16 protein-coding genes are annotated in these 15,443 nt (G+C 50.9%); 12 read left to right on the top strand and 4 right to left on the bottom strand.

Annotation, left to right across the window (positions count from 1 at the left end):
- The first annotated feature begins 28 nt into the window (after positions 1-28).
- The 4 genes from KQX66_RS33710 to rfbD are packed head-to-tail and all read left to right on the top strand — an operon-like array spanning position 29 to position 3,223.
- The gene (locus KQX66_RS33710; protein ID WP_216797940.1) at positions 29-769 is read left to right on the top strand and encodes a sugar phosphate nucleotidyltransferase; all 741 of its coding nucleotides are present in this window, start codon (positions 29-31) and stop codon (positions 767-769) included.
- 15 nt (positions 770-784) lie between these two features.
- Positions 785-1,348 carry a dTDP-4-dehydrorhamnose 3,5-epimerase gene (gene rfbC / locus KQX66_RS33715; protein ID WP_216797941.1) on the top strand — a complete coding sequence of 188 codons (564 nt, stop codon included), beginning with the start codon at positions 785-787 and terminating at the stop codon, positions 1,346-1,348.
- A gap of 10 nt (positions 1,349-1,358) precedes the next feature.
- Complete coding sequence (rfbB, locus tag KQX66_RS33720; RefSeq protein WP_216797942.1) at positions 1,359-2,381, top strand: dTDP-glucose 4,6-dehydratase; 1,023 nt, start codon at positions 1,359-1,361, stop codon at positions 2,379-2,381.
- The gene (rfbD, locus tag KQX66_RS33725) at positions 2,381-3,223 is read left to right on the top strand and encodes a dTDP-4-dehydrorhamnose reductase (RefSeq protein ID WP_216797943.1); all 843 of its coding nucleotides are present in this window, start codon (positions 2,381-2,383) and stop codon (positions 3,221-3,223) included. Before rfbB ends, rfbD begins: the two co-directional genes overlap by 1 nt.
- A gap of 156 nt (positions 3,224-3,379) precedes the next feature.
- Here the strand turns inward: rfbD and KQX66_RS33730 are convergent, their stop codons facing one another.
- Complete coding sequence (locus KQX66_RS33730; RefSeq protein WP_216797944.1) at positions 3,380-4,582, bottom strand: aminotransferase-like domain-containing protein; 1,203 nt, start codon at positions 4,580-4,582, stop codon at positions 3,380-3,382.
- A gap of 190 nt (positions 4,583-4,772) precedes the next feature.
- Between KQX66_RS33730 and KQX66_RS38050 the strand changes: the two genes are divergently transcribed.
- Entirely contained in the window at positions 4,773-5,597 is an 825-nt protein-coding gene (locus tag KQX66_RS38050; protein ID WP_216797945.1) for an AraC family transcriptional regulator, read from the top strand.
- Positions 5,598-5,726: 129 nt separating this feature from the next.
- Positions 5,727-6,632 carry a hypothetical protein gene (locus KQX66_RS33740; RefSeq protein ID WP_216797946.1) on the top strand — a complete coding sequence of 302 codons (906 nt, stop codon included), beginning with the start codon at positions 5,727-5,729 and terminating at the stop codon, positions 6,630-6,632.
- A gap of 415 nt (positions 6,633-7,047) precedes the next feature.
- Here the strand turns inward: KQX66_RS33740 and KQX66_RS33745 are convergent, their stop codons facing one another.
- Together KQX66_RS33745 and KQX66_RS33750 are read right to left on the bottom strand one after the other, a co-directional pair.
- Positions 7,048-7,266, bottom strand: coding sequence for a helix-turn-helix domain-containing protein (locus KQX66_RS33745; RefSeq protein ID WP_216797947.1), 219 nt, complete (start codon positions 7,264-7,266; stop codon positions 7,048-7,050).
- Positions 7,267-7,285: 19 nt separating this feature from the next.
- The gene (locus KQX66_RS33750; RefSeq protein ID WP_216797948.1) at positions 7,286-7,858 is read right to left on the bottom strand and encodes a DUF2975 domain-containing protein; all 573 of its coding nucleotides are present in this window, start codon (positions 7,856-7,858) and stop codon (positions 7,286-7,288) included.
- 203 nt (positions 7,859-8,061) lie between these two features.
- Here KQX66_RS33750 and KQX66_RS33755 point away from each other — a divergent pair, with 203 nt between their 5' ends.
- From KQX66_RS33755 to KQX66_RS33780, 6 genes are all read left to right on the top strand, one after another.
- A complete protein-coding gene (locus KQX66_RS33755) occupies positions 8,062-8,556 on the top strand; it encodes a PH domain-containing protein (RefSeq protein WP_216797949.1) in 495 nt (164 codons plus the stop codon).
- On the top strand, positions 8,553-10,052 hold the full coding sequence (locus KQX66_RS33760) for a PH domain-containing protein (RefSeq protein WP_216797950.1): 1,500 nt from the start codon (positions 8,553-8,555) through the stop codon (positions 10,050-10,052). The genes KQX66_RS33755 and KQX66_RS33760 overlap by 4 nt, the downstream gene beginning before the upstream one ends.
- Before the next feature lie 187 nt (positions 10,053-10,239).
- On the top strand, positions 10,240-11,319 hold the full coding sequence (gene leuB / locus KQX66_RS33765; protein ID WP_054972762.1) for a 3-isopropylmalate dehydrogenase: 1,080 nt from the start codon (positions 10,240-10,242) through the stop codon (positions 11,317-11,319).
- Positions 11,320-11,550: 231 nt separating this feature from the next.
- Positions 11,551-12,099, top strand: coding sequence for a peroxiredoxin (locus tag KQX66_RS33770; protein ID WP_216797951.1), 549 nt, complete (start codon positions 11,551-11,553; stop codon positions 12,097-12,099).
- A 96-nt stretch (positions 12,100-12,195) separates the two neighbouring features.
- Positions 12,196-12,579: a glycine cleavage system protein GcvH gene (gene gcvH / locus KQX66_RS33775; RefSeq protein WP_036694249.1), complete on the top strand. Its 384-nt coding sequence runs from the start codon at positions 12,196-12,198 to the stop codon at positions 12,577-12,579.
- A gap of 142 nt (positions 12,580-12,721) precedes the next feature.
- Positions 12,722-13,228 carry a DUF1572 family protein gene (locus KQX66_RS33780; protein ID WP_216797952.1) on the top strand — a complete coding sequence of 169 codons (507 nt, stop codon included), beginning with the start codon at positions 12,722-12,724 and terminating at the stop codon, positions 13,226-13,228.
- An 89-nt stretch (positions 13,229-13,317) separates the two neighbouring features.
- Here KQX66_RS33780 and KQX66_RS33785 read toward each other — a convergent pair whose 3' ends face one another.
- Positions 13,318-15,294: a glycoside hydrolase family 15 protein gene (locus tag KQX66_RS33785; RefSeq protein ID WP_216797953.1), complete on the bottom strand. Its 1,977-nt coding sequence runs from the start codon at positions 15,292-15,294 to the stop codon at positions 13,318-13,320.
- Positions 15,295-15,443: the final 149 nt, after the last annotated feature.

The following is a 15,443-nucleotide window of genomic DNA, read 5'->3' on the forward strand; positions in this document are numbered from 1 at the left end:
TATTTCATACATTATACGGAGGTCGACAATGAAGGGAATTATTCTTGCGGGCGGAACCGGTTCCAGACTCTATCCTCTTACGAAAGTAACGAACAAACACCTTTTGCCTGTAGGCAAATATCCTATGATTTATCATGCCATTCATAAATTGATTAAAGCGGATATATATGAAATTCTTATTGTGACTGGCCGGGAGCATATGGGTGATGTAGTCAACCTTTTGGGCAGCGGTCATGAATTTGGGGTAACATTTACGTATAAAGTACAGGATCAAGCTGGTGGAATTGCTCAAGCTTTAGGATTGGCCCAAAATTTTGTCGGTCAGGATTCCATGGTGGTTATTTTGGGAGATAATGTGTTTGAAGATAATATAAGTCCTTATGTCCAAAATTTCGATAAACAAGGCCGTGGGGCAAAAATTCTTCTCAAAGAGGTTCATGATCCTGAACGTTACGGTGTAGCAGAACTATTGGTGGAAAAAATTGTTTCCATTGAAGAAAAACCAACAGTACCGAAAAGTTCATTCGCGGTAACCGGAATTTATATGTATGATAACAAGGTGTTTGATGTTATTAAAACATTAAAGCCCTCGGGGCGTGGAGAGCTTGAGATCACTGACGTAAATAACGCATACATTCAAAATAATGAGCTAACCTATGATGTTCTTCAAGGTTGGTGGACTGACGCCGGAACTCACTCATCCTTAGCAAAGGCAAATGAATTAGCAGTAGGACTTGAATTTGGAAATCATTTTGGGTGTATCAATTAAAAATAAAGTTTACTAATGGAGAGGGTTTTCTTGAAAATATACCCTACAAAGTTTCAAGAAGTGAAGCTGATCGAGCCTATTGTATTTAAAGATTCACGTGGTTTTTTTATGGAGAGCTATAATGAACAAATTTTAAAAAAATCTGGAGTTAATTATTCATTTGTTCAAGATAACCATTCCTTATCGTGCGATGGGGGTGTATTGAGAGGGCTTCATTATCAATTGGAACCGAAGGCACAATCAAAGCTGGTAAGAGTTATTGCTGGGGCTATTTTTGATGTTGTTGTTGATATCAGAAAATCCTCGCCGACCTTTGGAGAATGGTATGGTGTTATTTTAAGTGAGTCTAACAAAAGGCAGTTGTTAGTACCCAAAGGGTTTGCCCATGGTTTCTGTACGTTGGTTCCAAATACTCAAGTCCTTTATAAGGTTGACGAATACTACTCACCTGAACATGACCGTGGAATTATGTGGAACGACCCCAGTCTTGGCATTGAATGGCCTGTAAACAAACCTCAGCTTTCAGCTAAGGATGAAAAGCATCCGTTACTTCGGGATGCTGAAATTAACTTTATTTAATGGAGGCCATATGAAAGTATTAATTACCGGCGGTGCTGGATTTATTGGAAGTAATTTCATTATTTATATGACCAATCGATATCCGAATTACGAATTCGTTAATTTTGACGCTCTTACTTATGCAGGAAATTTGGAAAGTTTGGGGTCAGTTCATCTTTTACCAAACTATCGCTTTATTAAAGGAGATATCACGGACCGTGATTTAGTGGAGTCGGTTGTAGCAGACGGAGTTGAGGCTATTGTCAATTTTGCCGCAGAATCTCACGTAGATCGAAGTATTACGGAGCCTGGTATTTTTGTGAAAACAAACGTTCTAGGGACACAAGTTTTGCTCGATGCAGCAAAAAAATATAATATTGCAAAGTTTCTTCAAGTTTCTACCGATGAGGTATACGGCACTCTTGGAGAAACCGGTTTATTTACAGAAACTACGCCACTAGCTGCGAACAGCCCGTACTCTTCCAGTAAAGCTGGTGCTGATCTGCTTGTCCGAGCTTATCATGAAACTTATGGTTTGCCGGTAAATATAACACGATGCTCCAATAACTATGGTCCATATCAATTCCCTGAAAAGCTTATTCCATTAATGATTATCAATGCAATTAACAATAAATCGCTACCTGTATATGGGGATGGTTTAAATGTTCGGGACTGGTTGCATGTAGAAGACCATTGCTGTGCAATTGATTATGTCCTTCATAACGGAATTGATGGAGAAGTCTATAATGTTGGAGGGAATAACGAGAAGACGAATATACAGATTGTCAAAACCATTTTGGCGGAGTTGGGGAAATCAGATGATTTGATTCAATTTGTTAAGGACCGCCCAGGGCATGACCGTCGTTATGCAATAGATGCAAGTAAAATTACAAAAGAGTTAGGCTGGACTCCTAAATATAATTTTGAATCAGGTATCAAAGAGACGATTCAATGGTATCTACAAAATCAAGTTTGGTGGGAACGCATTATTAATGGGCAATATCAAAAATATTACGAGAAACAATACGCCATGCGAATAAGTGGGAGTGCGTAATGAGGATATTCGTTACTGGTGCTTCCGGGCAATTAGGAACCGATCTTGTTGATCTTTTTAAAGAAACAGGATTTGAGGTTTATGGTATATCCAGTAAGGACTTGGATATCACCGATAGAAAAGCCGTAGAACACATAATTTCGGAGAAGAATCCTGACATTATTGTCCATTCAGCTGCTTATACTAAAGTGGATCAGGCTGAACAAGATATAGATGAAGCCTATGCTGTCAACGCTTACGGTACAAGAAATATTGCCATGGCTGCACAGATTTGCAATGCCAAATTGATATATATCAGTACAGATTACGTATTCGACGGGGCTTCACAGGTTCCGTATAATGAGTTCTCTCCGACTTCGCCACAAAGCGTTTATGGTAAATCAAAATTAGCAGGAGAACAATTTGTTCGCCAATGGATTCCGCAGCATTATATTATAAGAACTTCTTGGTTATTTGGAAAACATGGTTCCAACTTTGTAAAGACGATGCTAAAATTGGCTGAAGAACGTACACAGCTAAATGTAGTGCATGACCAGTTCGGTTCGCCTACGTATACGGCGGACTTAGCCGAATTTGTTCTACAATTATTGGACAAAGAATTGTATGGGACGTACCATGTATCAAATGCAGGTGTATGCTCATGGTACGAATTTAGTAAAGAAATCTTTCAACAGGCGGGATTGCAGCATGTGGAGGTGAATCCTGTAAGCACATTAGAATTTCCACGTCCAGCTCCGAGACCTTCATATTCCGTGATGGATCATATGGCCATTCGTTTAAACGGTCTCAAAGATTTACGTCATTGGAAAGAAGCACTTTCAGCTTTTTTATTGCATAAATAATTGATCACTGCTAACAGAAAAAATACAATTCCATGTATTATGCAACTTAATTTTATAAATTTCGGAAATATAAAAAACCGTTCACTTTGCAACGGGGGGCAGTCCCCAACAGGTGGTGAACGGTTTTTTAGTGTTCAAGTATTTACCTTCGTTCGCTCAACGTGCCGCAGTCTGCTGCATGCGCTGCAGGGCGCGGTCCAACCGGTCGAAAGCGCGAACCATGTCCTCGCTGTCCGTATGGGTGAAGTTCAGCCGCATCGTGTTCGTCTGCGGTTCGTTCGCGAAGAAGCTGATGCCTGGGACGAAAGCGACGCCTTCTTCGACAGCCAGCTTGAGCAGCTCCTGCGTGTTGATATGCTCCGGCATTTCCACCCAGACGAACATGCCGCCTTTCGGCTCGATCCACTGCACGCCGTCCCAGTTTTTCGCTTTCATCAGGTCGATCATCTGTCGCATCCGCGTCTCGTAAGCCGTTCGGATCTGATCGATATGGCCGTACAGATCGAAATGCTCGAACAACTGATGCAGCGCCTGTTGGTCCATCGTGCTGGAGTGCAGGTCGGCCGCTTGCTTGGCGCGGGTCATGTGACGGATCACTTGCTCGTCGCCGACGACCCAGCCCGTGCGCAGCGCCGGAGCAACGATCTTCGAGAACGTGCTGGTGTAGACAACCGCGCCGCCGTTGGCTTCCTGCTCCAACGAGAAAATCGACGGCATCGGCTCACCGCCGCCGAAGCGCAGTTCGCCGTACGGATCGTCTTCCAAAATCAGCACGTCGTTGCTTTTACACAAGTTTAGCGTGCTTTGGCGGCGCTCCAGGCTCCACGATTTCCCCGTCGGGTTGGAGAAGGTCGGGATGACGTAAACGAGCTTCGGACGGTGCAGCTTGATTTTACGCTCCAGATCCTCGGGAATCATGCCGTCCGTATCGCAGTCGACAGAGATGAGCTTCGCCTGGCGGGATTGGAACACTTGAATGGCGGCAAGGTAAGTCGGCCGCTCGACGAGAATGACGTCGCCCGGGTCGATATAGACGCGGGTGAGCAGGTCGATCGCTTGCTGCGAGCCCGTCGTCAGCAGCATGTTGTCAACGCCGGCGCGGATGCCTTTGCGTTCCAGATGCTTCGAGATATTCTCGCGCAGCGGCGTGTAGCCCTCGGTCAAGCCGTACTGCAGCACGCCCTTGCCCTGCTTGAACACGCGGTCGAACGCTTCGTTGACCGCTTCTACCGGAAAATACTGCTCGTTCGGCAAGCCGCCGGCGAGCGAAATGATCGAACGGCCTTGGGTTAATTTCAGGATCTCACGCACGGCCGACGATTCGAAAGCTTTGGTTGTATCGGAAAAACGGTATTTCATCGGTTCAGGCTCCTTTGGCGAAAAGAAGTGAATGTTGCTCCAAGTGATAAATTTAATTGTAAACCTAACCGGGGGAGATGACAACTGCCGCCAAAAGCCGACAGCAGCCGTTCGCATGCTGTCAAGGCGCCCGGAAGACCGGTGTGGTAAACTATTCGTATCAGCACGAAGATGGAAGGAGCCGGACGATGTGGAATCTTACCTGATGTTCGAACCGACGCAGGGGACGCGCACCCCGGATCATTACGCGGAACACAAGCCATGCTCCGCGCTTAAGGCGCATATATCGTGCTATTGGAGCTCCCGGACGGATGGAACGGGGAGGCGGAGCGAACCTGCGGTCACCGTCGTTCCGGACGGCTGTACGGATTTGATTTTCGAATGGGAAGCCGCGGGCGGAGGAGACGTTTCTATCCGTTATTGCGGGGCGTTCGAGCTTCCCTTCAGCCCGGGGCCGAAGCGTGAAGGCGCATCGGAAACGTTTGCGGTGCGCTTTTTTCCGGGAGGAGCGTATCCTTTTATAGGAGTGCCCCTCGGCGAGTTTAAAAATGCGCTGTTTCGGGGGACGGACGTATGGGGGAAAGCGGTCGCGGAGCTCGGGGAGCAGCTGAGGCTTGCCGCAGGGACACCGGAACGGATCATCCTTGTCGAAACGGCGCTGCTCCGCCTGCTGGCGGCTGCGGATAACGGCAGGGCTGAAGCGCCGCCAGCGCTGCATGAGGCGATGGTACGTATTTTTGCGGCCAGGGGGACGGTCAGCGTCCAGCAGCTGGTCCGGTCGGGGAATATTAGCGCAAGGCAGCTGCAGCGGCTGTTCGACGGCCGGATCGGGCTGGGGCCGAAAACATTTTGCGGCATTGTCCGGTTTCAGAATATACTGCGCGATGCGGAAAGGCACCCCAAGCTTTCTTGGCAGGAAATCGCCGGGGCTTACGGATACTGCGATCAAGCGCATTTCATTCGCGACTTCAAGCGCTTTTACGGCGAGCTTCCTTCCTCGTTGATGACGTCCTAGCAGGTAGTCCGGCCGCCATGTACGTAGCGGATCGTTCACATCCACTAATGTCCGATTTGTTCAATACAAGCTGCCTATGGCCAGTTACACTGGTATACGGAAATCGAACATCGAGGAGGCGTGTGAGCGATGGAATTCAATAGAGCCGCTGCGGCGGCGGAAGAACGGGCCAAGCACTACCTGAAAACGAAAGCGCGGCCGCTGGAGAAGGCGATGTATAAGTACGAGTTCGAGGAGGGACGCGCGGAGGACGTGGTCCGGGCACTGGAGCCCTACCAGAACGAAGACGGCGGCTTCGGGCATGGACTGGAGCCGGATATTCGCTGCGAGGCGTCCTCGGCAATCGCCACGACGGTAGCGCTGCAAACGCTGTCCCTGCTTCCCCGGGAGGCAGGCGGGGAGATGACGAGAAAAGCGCTGCGCTACTTTACGCAAACGTACGACCCTGCGAATTCGGGCTGGGACAAGGTGCCGCCGGAGGTCCAGCAGTCCCCTCGGGCCCCGTGGTGGAATTACAGCAAGGCGAATCCGTACTGGGGCAATCCGAGCGCGGAAATCGCGGACTACTTTATTCAGTTCCGGGAATTAGCGGAGGCGGAAGGCTGGGCGTGGGCTGGCAAGCTTGCAGAGCTCGCGATCCAAAAGCTGTGCTCGGAATCGTCGCTGGACGAATTCCATGAACTGTTGTGTTACCTGCGCCTGTCCGAGCGGCTCGCCGATGAGCAGCGGGCACGGATCGCCGACCGGCTCGACACGATGATCGGCCGCTGTGTTACGGTCGATCCGACACAGTGGAGTGGGTACGGGCTGCATCCGGTGCAAGTGGCGACAACCCGGCAATCTCCATACTACGAGCGGTACAAGGATATCATACCGGCTAATCTGGAATTCATCGTCCGGGGTCAGACGGAGGAGGGGGCTTGGGAGCCGGCGTGGGCTTGGGGGCAGTACGAGGACGTTTGGCCGATTGCCAAAGAAGCGTGGAAGAGCGTGCTGACGCTAGGGAACTTGCGGCTGCTGCGGGATTTGCGATAGAGCGGGGGGCGATGGTCGGAAGCAACGCAGCCACCACTCACCTCGTTGCGATTGCGGTGCCGAACGGCGGGTGGCGGAACCCATGGTTGCAGTCTATGGAACGCATCGGGAAGTCTAAGACCAGGTATTGATTATTATTCAAACAAAAAGGAGCCCCGTTTAAGGGTTCCTAGAGCTCGTTGAGGGACCTTAGTTAAGTAGAAAATCTCAGATAAATAGAGGTGGGGTATATCCCGTAAGAGTTTACGTCCACCTTTGAAACCCGTGAAAATACCGCTAATTCTAATCCAATTCACGGGTTTCAAGAGTGGCTGGAGGGATATACCCCACCAGCGTATGCAGAGAATTTTTACGCAAAGCGGTTTTTTAACAAACCTAGGAACCCCGCATAAGGGTTCCTTTTGTTCTATTGGCGCTAGTCTTGATTTTCGGCCTCGTCGATATATTCCATTAAGTCACCGGGCTGGCAGTTTAAAGCTTTGCACAATGCATCAAGCGTCGTGAAGCGAATGGCTTTTCCGTTTTCGTTTTTTAAGATCGACAAATTGGCCGGCGTGATGCCGACCAGTTCGGAGAGCCGGTTTAACGACATTTTGCGCTCCGCCATCACGACATCCAATTTGATTCTTATCATTTTATCGCCTACTTCGCAGTTAAATTGTTTTGCTATTTTCCTCCACTGCATGTACCGCTATTTTTAAAGCCCAAGAGATCAACAGGAGCACGATCCCGCCGGTTATCGTATCGACATAGGACAGGTTGGAAAGCGAAATTTGCGCATTGGAAACCGTTAAGGCCGCAAGCGCCTTCGATAACAGAAGGCCGTCGGTATACGTAAAGGCCGACCCAGCAACGATGATCGTCAGCCCTAATTTGAAAACAATCGACACGTTCTCATACGAAAAAAGACTGTCTTCATATATATTGTTCAGGAGCTTGCGCATAAACCATAAGAATAAGAACATGAACAAGAGCATGCACGTCGTGGAAATGAACGATAGTTGAACAAAGGACGGATCGGTATAAAGCTCCGGCTGCTGATAAAAGTTGAGATCAATATAACTAAATAAAGGCTGGAAGTCTCCGAAGGACCGGGCGAGTTCGCTATCCGGGCTCCACAGACGTAAGGAATGTTCCCCTAATGCAAATATCCCCACCAATATAACAAAGTAAAAACAAATGAGACACAGGATTGCGCCTATTTTAAAGACGATTTTTGATTTCATGAAGGATAACTCCTTTATAGCAGAAATGTAGTAACGAATCGGGCCAAAGGCCGCTTCAGTTCATTAATCTACCATATTATTTTATCCTAAACAATAAAAAATTATCGTTTTTCGATAAAAATTTATTGATTAAGATGATGAAAGCTGCTAAGGTGGAAATCAGAAACATGAACATGGCAGCTTGGAGCTATAGGGGTGAGATTATGTTTTCTCCAATTGGCGCGCCTCAAAGACGATTGTCCAAGGATGCGGTCAAAGTATGGATCATCAGTGAAACGATTTCGAATGTGATCGGCTTTGTCGTGCTTGGGGTTTTGCTCTATTTGGACCATCGGTACGCATGGAAAGAGTGGATCGGCTGGATTCTTATCGGTCTTGCCGTCATTTCCGTGCCGTCTGCGATCTGGTCTTTCTATAGACCGTTTTTGCTCTATAACAACTGGCGCTACGATATGAATGAAGAGTTTTTGCAGCTGAAATCGGGCGCGTTAAACGAAGAGCATCGGCTCGTCCCGATGACCAAAATCCAGTCGGTCGCCACGAAGCAAGGACCGCTTCTGCGAAAGTACGGCCTCTGCTCAGTCTCAATCAAAACGATGGGATCGACGCATGCCATACCTGCTCTGCCTAAAGAGGTCGCGATTGAGTTAAGGGATCAAATTGCCCATTTCGCCAAACTAAAGGAAGTGGAGTCATGACCGAAGCGAAACGGCATCATCCGCTGACGATGGTTTGGAAATTATGGAAGTTGGCCAAATTCTCGTTTGTCATCGCCATGTATTTGTTCGTGATCAAATTCGGTTCGGATTCGACTTTCCTTAAGTATGGGAGGATCGCTTTTTTTCTTTTTGTCGGGGTCGCTGTTCTCGTCATTCTATTTCAGTGGCTGACGCATAAATACAAGCTCGACGATGCTTCGTTTCATCTCTATGAAGGGGTGTTCACCAAGTCCGTACGAACGATTCCTTTTGCCAAAATTCAAAACGTCAACCGTCACACGACCTTATTCCATCGGCTGTTTAATGTGACTTCCATCCGGTTTGAAACAGGGCTCACCGGTGAAGAGGCTGCTGTCGAATTCGAGGTCATCGCTTTAGCAAAAGCCGACAATATTGAAAAGCATGTGACGAGCCCGGTAACCGACAAACTGATGACGGTACAGGACGGCGAAGCTGCCGCGGAGTCGCATGCAGAAGCGGTGAAACCGCAGCGGATCGTTCATTTTAAGCCGACAAGAAAGGATATTGTAAGAGCTTCCTTTACATCCTTAAGCTTTCTGCTCCTTATTCCTTTGCTCGGTTCCGCTTATTCCAAACTCGATCAATTCTTTCATGTGAAGCAAGAGGCGAAAGGTTTGCTTTCAATCCTTATGAACTCCTGGTGGATTGCCGCGATTCTGATCGTTGTGCTCGCCGTGGTCTCCGTCGCTTTCGGAATCGTCAGAACCTTTGTGAAGTATGGGAAATACGAGATTTCTTCCGATCCCGACCGGATTTACATCACCAAAGGCCTTGTCGACGAAACGGTATTTTCCATTGCCAAGCAAAGGGTGCAAGCGGTTGAAATTACACAGTCCGTGCTGAAACGTTTGCTCGGACTCGCCGAAGTGAAGCTGACCAGTGCAGGGGGCCTTGGCGACGGGGAGGACAAGCTCGAAATCAGCTCGCTGTATCCTTTTCTGCCTGTTCAACGCGCCTATGAGATGATTTCGGAAATGCTGCCGGCTTATGAAGTGACCCGCGAGATGAACCGGCTTCCCCGGAAGTCGTTATGGATCCGCATGCTAAGGCCAAGCTGGGTTTGGATTCTAGCGACGGCCGCTCTATTTTATTTCAAGCCGCGGTTGCTTGGATTCGAACAGACTTGGTGGGTGTTATCCGGCGTTTTGCTGATATGGATCTTTGTATCCAGATGGCTTGATTACGCCAATACGCGGTACGTCTTGAAGGATAACTTCATTCAGTTCAAAACGGGAAGTCTGACAACGGCATTATTCGTATCGAAGCGGGAGAAGATTATTGAAGTGAATGTCACCCGCAGTCTATTTCAAAAATGGCTGGGGCTCGCGTCCGTCGGGACCATGAACCGGGCCAAGCCGGTACGTCGCGCCGGGATCGACGATGCGCCGGCCGAGCTGGCCGAGTCGTTCGTCAAGTGGTATATGGGACGCCGCAAAGAGGTCAAAATGGAATAGAAGGGCGCCGGCGTGCCCGATTCGGAGAGCGTCCCGCCTTCCAGCTCTGGAGAAGTCCGGGAGGCCGGTTATCGGTACGGTGATGGTTATAGGTTTTGTCTATCAAATTTATTCGATTTATGTCTTGGCGCAAAGACGGACAAATGTGCTACAAAAGAGATAATGAATTTATTTAGGAGTGAAACCAATGGCAGACGTGAAAAAAATTGCCGTTATCGCCGGGGACGGCATCGGTCCCGAGGTTGTAGCGGAAGCGATTAAAGTCATGAAAAAAACCGAGGACGTGTTCGGTTACCGTTTTGAGTTCGAGCACGGCTTGTTCGGCGGTATCGCCATTGACGAGAAAGGAACCCCGCTGCCGGAGGATACGCTGGCAATTTGTAAGAAAGCGGACGCCGTGCTGCTCGGAGCCGTCGGTGGCCCGAAATGGGACAACAATCCGAAAGAGCTGCGTCCGGAAACGGGATTGCTAGGCATCCGCAAGGCGCTCGGCTTGTTCTCCAACATCCGTCCGGCTAACGTATTCGATTGCTTGAAGGAAGCTTCCACGCTGAAGCCGGAAGTGCTTGAAGGCACGGATCTGATCGTCGTCCGCGAACTGACCGGGGGGATTTACTTCGGAGAGAAATTCCGCCGCGAAGGTGCGAACGGAGAAGAAGCGGTCGATACGTGCGTATACAACGTCACGGAAGTGGAGCGCATCGTCCGCCAAGCGTTCGAGATCGCCCGTACCCGCCGCAAGAAGCTGGCGTCCGTCGATAAAGCGAACGTGCTGGAAACGTCCCGCCTGTGGAGAGAAACGGTCAACCGGATCGCGCCGGATTATCCGGACGTCGAGTTGGAGCATGTGCTCGTGGACAACTGCGCAATGCAGCTTCTGCGCCGTCCGTCCAGCTTCGACGTCATCGTGACGGAGAACATGTTCGGCGACATCCTGAGCGACGAAGCGGCGATGCTGACAGGATCGATCGGCATGCTGTCCTCCGCCTCCCTGGGCGAAGGGGCGTTCGGCCTCTATGAGCCGGTGCACGGCTCTGCGCCGGATATTGCGGGCCAAGGCATTGCGAATCCGATCGCGACGATCTTGTCCGTAGCGCTGATGTACCGTCTGACGTTCGGCTACCATGACGCCGCCGAAGCGATCGAGCGCGCCGTGAAGGAAGTGCTGGATGCGGGTCACCGCACCGGAGATATTGCCGTCGACAAGAGCAAGGCCATCGGCACGACCGCAATGGGCGAGCTGATCGTTAACGCCATCCGCAAATAAGGATCGAACCAATAGCAAGACCGGAAAGCAGGAAAAACTCTTGAGGAATTCCGATTTCTTAAGAGTTTTTTCTGTTTTCTACAGCGCAATTGTATGTTTGGGTTGTCATAGATTAGAATTATTATAAAAAAATAATTAGTTTAATCTTGACTTCGATGGGCTCCAAATGATACGATTTATATCGTGAAAAACCGTGATCAATTAACCAACTTAAGGGAGGATTTTTGGAACATGGCAGAGCGTTTGGTAGGTAAACAAGCACCCGATTTTACAATGGACACCGTCCTTGGGAACGGACAAGAGTTCGGCAAAGTTTCCTTGTCCGACTATAAAGGCAAGTGGCTCGTATTGTTCTTCTACCCGCTGGACTTCACTTTCGTATGCCCGACGGAAATTACGGCAATCAGCGAGGCCGCTTCGCAATTTAAAGCGATCAATGCCGAAATCCTCGGCGTTTCCATCGATAGCATTCATTCCCACCGCGCTTGGATCAACACGCCGGTAGATCAAAACGGCCTTGGCCAATTGAACTTCCCGTTGGCTGCCGATATTACGAAACAAGTATCCCGCGACTACGGCGTTCTGATCGAAGAAGAAGGCATCGCGCTGCGCGGCTTGTTCATCATAAGCCCGGAAGGCGAGCTGCAATACCAAGTCGTTCATCACAACAATGTCGGCCGCAGCGTCGAAGAAACGCTCCGCGTTCTCGAAGCTCTGCAATCCGGCGGTCTGTGCCCGATCGGCTGGAAAAAAGGCGACAAGCACCTGGTGGCGAAATAATCGTCTTCATACGCTTCGCATCTCCCCCTCGGCTTGTCTTGCGGCAGGCTAGGGGGTTTTTCACTACTTGGAGTAAAGGGGCTCGGAACCGACGTTATGGAAGTAATCAAAGGGCTCAAATACAGCGAAAATCATGAATGGGTTCGGGTGGAAAACGGCAGAGCCGTGATCGGACTCACCGATTTTGCCCAAGAGGAATTCGGGATCATCGTCTTTGTGGAGCTCCCCGAAGAGGGAGACGTCCTTCAGGCCGGCGAGCCGTTCGGCAGCATGGAATCGGTCAAGACGGTGACGGAGCTGTATGCTCCGGTATCCGGTAAAGTCGTTAGCGTCAATCCGAAGCTGACGGAAAACCCAGGCGTCATCAACCTGTCCCCGTATGGCCAAGGCTGGATGATCGTCGTCGAAATGAGCGATCCTGCCGAGCTTGACCGGCTGTGGGAAGCGGACAAGTACGAACAAACCTACGTACATGAATAAGTACGGCAGCCTGACTTCGGTCAGGTTTTTTTGCGTCTTCCGGTTATGCGGCTTATCGCCCCGATAAAAAACGGAAATGTACTTTCCGGTCTCGTTCCCGTAAGATGGTGTTGTACCCATTTCGCGGAAAGGGAGGATCATAATGAAACAACCGTTTCAACTTGGCGACGAATTTTTGAAAGAATCGATTTCGGCTTTTGAAAGCATGAAGAAGCTGGCCGACGGAACGATGAGCCAACTGGAGGACGCGCACTTTTACGAAACGATGGATCCGGAATCCAACTCGCTGGAAATACTGATCAAGCATATGCATGGAAATATGATTTCGCGCTGGACCGATTTTTTGACGACGGACGGCGAGAAGCCGGACCGTAACCGGGACGGCGAATTCGAAGTCAGCCGACTCCCCCGGGCCGAGCTGCTGCGGCTGTGGGAGGAAGGCTGGGAGCGGGTGTTTCAGACGCTGCGCTCGCTGACACCGGATGATGTGCTGCGGACCGTCTATATTCGCGGCGAAGCGCATACGGTGCTGAAGGCGATTCAGCGTCAAGTTTCTCATTACGGATACCATGTCGGGCAGATCGTCTTTTTGGGCAAACACCTGAAAAGCGAGCATTGGCAGACGCTCAGCATTCCCCGCAAGCGGTAGCAGAGGCTGTGCAGAACAAAAAACATGCCGGAAGGACGGACATGACCCGTCTTGCCGGCATGTTTTTGCTATTACGAAAGCTGCCGGGTTTACGCTTTGCTGGCGGCCAGCAGCTTTTTATATTTCTCCGTGTACTTGACGACGGTCAGCACATAGGTGGCGTGCGACCAGGTGAGCGGGGCGACCGATACCGGTCCGCCGTCGAACGGGTCGAGCTGCTCCGGCAAAATGCCGCTTTCCATCGCGTGTTTGACGACCCATTCGAGCGTACGACGCGGCGATTCGAGGTCTTCCAGCGTCTTGGCGCACTCGATCTCCCATTCCGCGATCCACAGCGTGCAGATGATCCACGGATTGCCCGGGACGGTATCAATATCCGACGAACGCTGGAAGTAATAGTCGTGGTGGTAACGGGCGACGCCGCCGATGTCCGTTTTGATCGTGAGTCCGGCCCGGTTGGCCTTCATCGTGCTGACGACGCGCGGGTCGTCGGCCGGGAGCACGCCAAACTCGAAAATGCCGTAGACGCTGCTCTCCAGCGTCTTGTCCTTCACCCAGACTCCGCCGTCCAGCACGAGTCCCCGCACGAAACGCTGCTCCTCTTCGTCCCACAGATGCTTCAGGATGCCGGATTTGATTTTCTCCGCCGTATGCCGGTAGCGGCTGGACCGCTCTTCGTCCCCGAACAGGCTGCAGAAGTTGGCGGCTGCAATGAGACCGCCGTAGACGGCCGATGCGGTGAACGTGAAGATGCCGTACCGCTCTTCCCACAGGTCGTAGCTCGGCTTCGGCAGGCTCAGCTCCTGCTCGATATAGCCAGCCATAAAGCGCGCCGCGCGGCGGATCAGCGTCCGGTACAGCGATTGCGGCAGCTCGATGATACCGTGGCGGACGTAGTCCTGCCACAGCGCGAACAGGACGAGCCCGGTTTCGTCCTCTTGAATCGGCAGCTGCATGTTGCCGCCATTGAGGTACGGATGCCAGCTGGAGCCGACCGTCCCGTCGGGATTGTATTTGTGATGCAGGTAGCCGTCCGGCGAGAGCGCCTCCGCGCAAAAGTTGAAGAACGGCGTAATCATGCCCTGATAGCCGGCCATCGTCATCGCATAAGCGATCAGCGCGCCGTCCCGGGGCCACATATAGCTGTAATGGTCGCGGTTGGACTGCATGATGTCGGAGTCGTTCGCCGCGATGATCGCGCCGTTCACGTCGGTCTGCGTCCGGACGATCAGCAGGCTGTGCTTGTACAATCGCACACAGGCCTCGTTCAGGTTGCCGTAATCGCGTTCCTCCGGCTTGTTGACCCAGCGCTGCCAATAAATTTCCACCCGATCCAGCAGCTTGCCCGGATGGCTTTCTTTGACGTAGTTGTCGAGCTTCTTCACTTCTTCGAGATTTTTGCCCGCGCTCATCCAATAATAGAGCGTCTCGTCGCCGTTCGGCGGCACATGCAGCCGGAAGCTGACGGTGCTGTCGACCGAGCCCTGGGCGATCGCATTGCCCATCAAATGGCCATCCTCCGCATCGCGCCACGTGCCCTCGGCGTTGTAAAACCGTTTGACGCCCGCCGTGTACTGATAAATGCCGTCGGTGCCGGCGAGCCCGTTGAACATGAAGTAACGGTCTTTTTTATAATGAAAGACGGTATTGTTCTGAGGATAATAGGCGGCGGTATCGCCCACCTCGGTCTCGTTGATCACGAGATCCTGATTGAAAAACATGCGCACCTCGCGCACGGTATCCCAATGATTGTGGACACGCACGCGTTTCAGATAGACGTCCTCGCGCTGATGCACGCCGTCGTTCATAAGCAAAGTAATCCCGAGATGGTAATGGGAGGCGCGAACTTCGGTGACCAGAGAGTCTTCGATATACGAAAGCTCGAACTTCCATTCCGGGTCGGCCAGCCAAGTAAAAGCGCCGTCCACCCATAGGCCGATGCGGCATTGATAGCCGCCGACATGGTTGAGCTGCCCGACGTAAGGATAATACAAATCGCGCATGTACGTATTACGGTCCAGGTTGATCAAAAACTTGCCGTTTCCGATGACTAAGTGCCTAGGCAATCCACCCACACCCTTCTCGTTCCAGAATGCTTGCTTTCTCTTAAGATACCTTTTTATGCCATGCCGGTCAATCCGTGAAAATGGGTGAAAACGGCTGCCGGCGGCGTGTTTGCTTCAATATTGTCGGCTCTGGGACCGGAGCGGAGGAA

The organism is Paenibacillus oleatilyticus, from assembly GCF_018998565.1.
Taxonomy (GTDB): Bacteria; Bacillota; Bacilli; order Paenibacillales; family NBRC-103111; genus Paenibacillus_G; species Paenibacillus_G oleatilyticus.

Bases quoted from the DNA above. Each gene is read 5' to 3' on its own strand.
- KQX66_RS33710 (WP_216797940.1), top strand. From the start codon at position 29: ATGAAGGGAATTATTCTTGCGGGCGGAACCGGTTCCAGACTCTATCCT.
- rfbC (WP_216797941.1), top strand. From the start codon at position 785: ATGGAGAGGGTTTTCTTGAAAATATACCCTACAAAGTTTCAAGAAGTG.
- rfbB (WP_216797942.1), top strand. From the start codon at position 1,359: ATGAAAGTATTAATTACCGGCGGTGCTGGATTTATTGGAAGTAATTTC.
- rfbD (WP_216797943.1), top strand. From the start codon at position 2,381: ATGAGGATATTCGTTACTGGTGCTTCCGGGCAATTAGGAACCGATCTT.
- KQX66_RS33730 (WP_216797944.1), bottom strand. From the start codon at position 4,582: ATGAAATACCGTTTTTCCGATACAACCAAAGCTTTCGAATCGTCGGCC.
- KQX66_RS33740 (WP_216797946.1), top strand. From the start codon at position 5,727: ATGGAATTCAATAGAGCCGCTGCGGCGGCGGAAGAACGGGCCAAGCAC.
- KQX66_RS33745 (WP_216797947.1), bottom strand. From the start codon at position 7,266: ATGATAAGAATCAAATTGGATGTCGTGATGGCGGAGCGCAAAATGTCG.
- KQX66_RS33750 (WP_216797948.1), bottom strand. From the start codon at position 7,858: ATGAAATCAAAAATCGTCTTTAAAATAGGCGCAATCCTGTGTCTCATT.
- KQX66_RS33755 (WP_216797949.1), top strand. From the start codon at position 8,062: ATGTTTTCTCCAATTGGCGCGCCTCAAAGACGATTGTCCAAGGATGCG.
- KQX66_RS33760 (WP_216797950.1), top strand. From the start codon at position 8,553: ATGACCGAAGCGAAACGGCATCATCCGCTGACGATGGTTTGGAAATTA.
- leuB (WP_054972762.1), top strand. From the start codon at position 10,240: ATGGCAGACGTGAAAAAAATTGCCGTTATCGCCGGGGACGGCATCGGT.
- KQX66_RS33770 (WP_216797951.1), top strand. From the start codon at position 11,551: ATGGCAGAGCGTTTGGTAGGTAAACAAGCACCCGATTTTACAATGGAC.
- gcvH (WP_036694249.1), top strand. From the start codon at position 12,196: ATGGAAGTAATCAAAGGGCTCAAATACAGCGAAAATCATGAATGGGTT.
- KQX66_RS33780 (WP_216797952.1), top strand. From the start codon at position 12,722: ATGAAACAACCGTTTCAACTTGGCGACGAATTTTTGAAAGAATCGATT.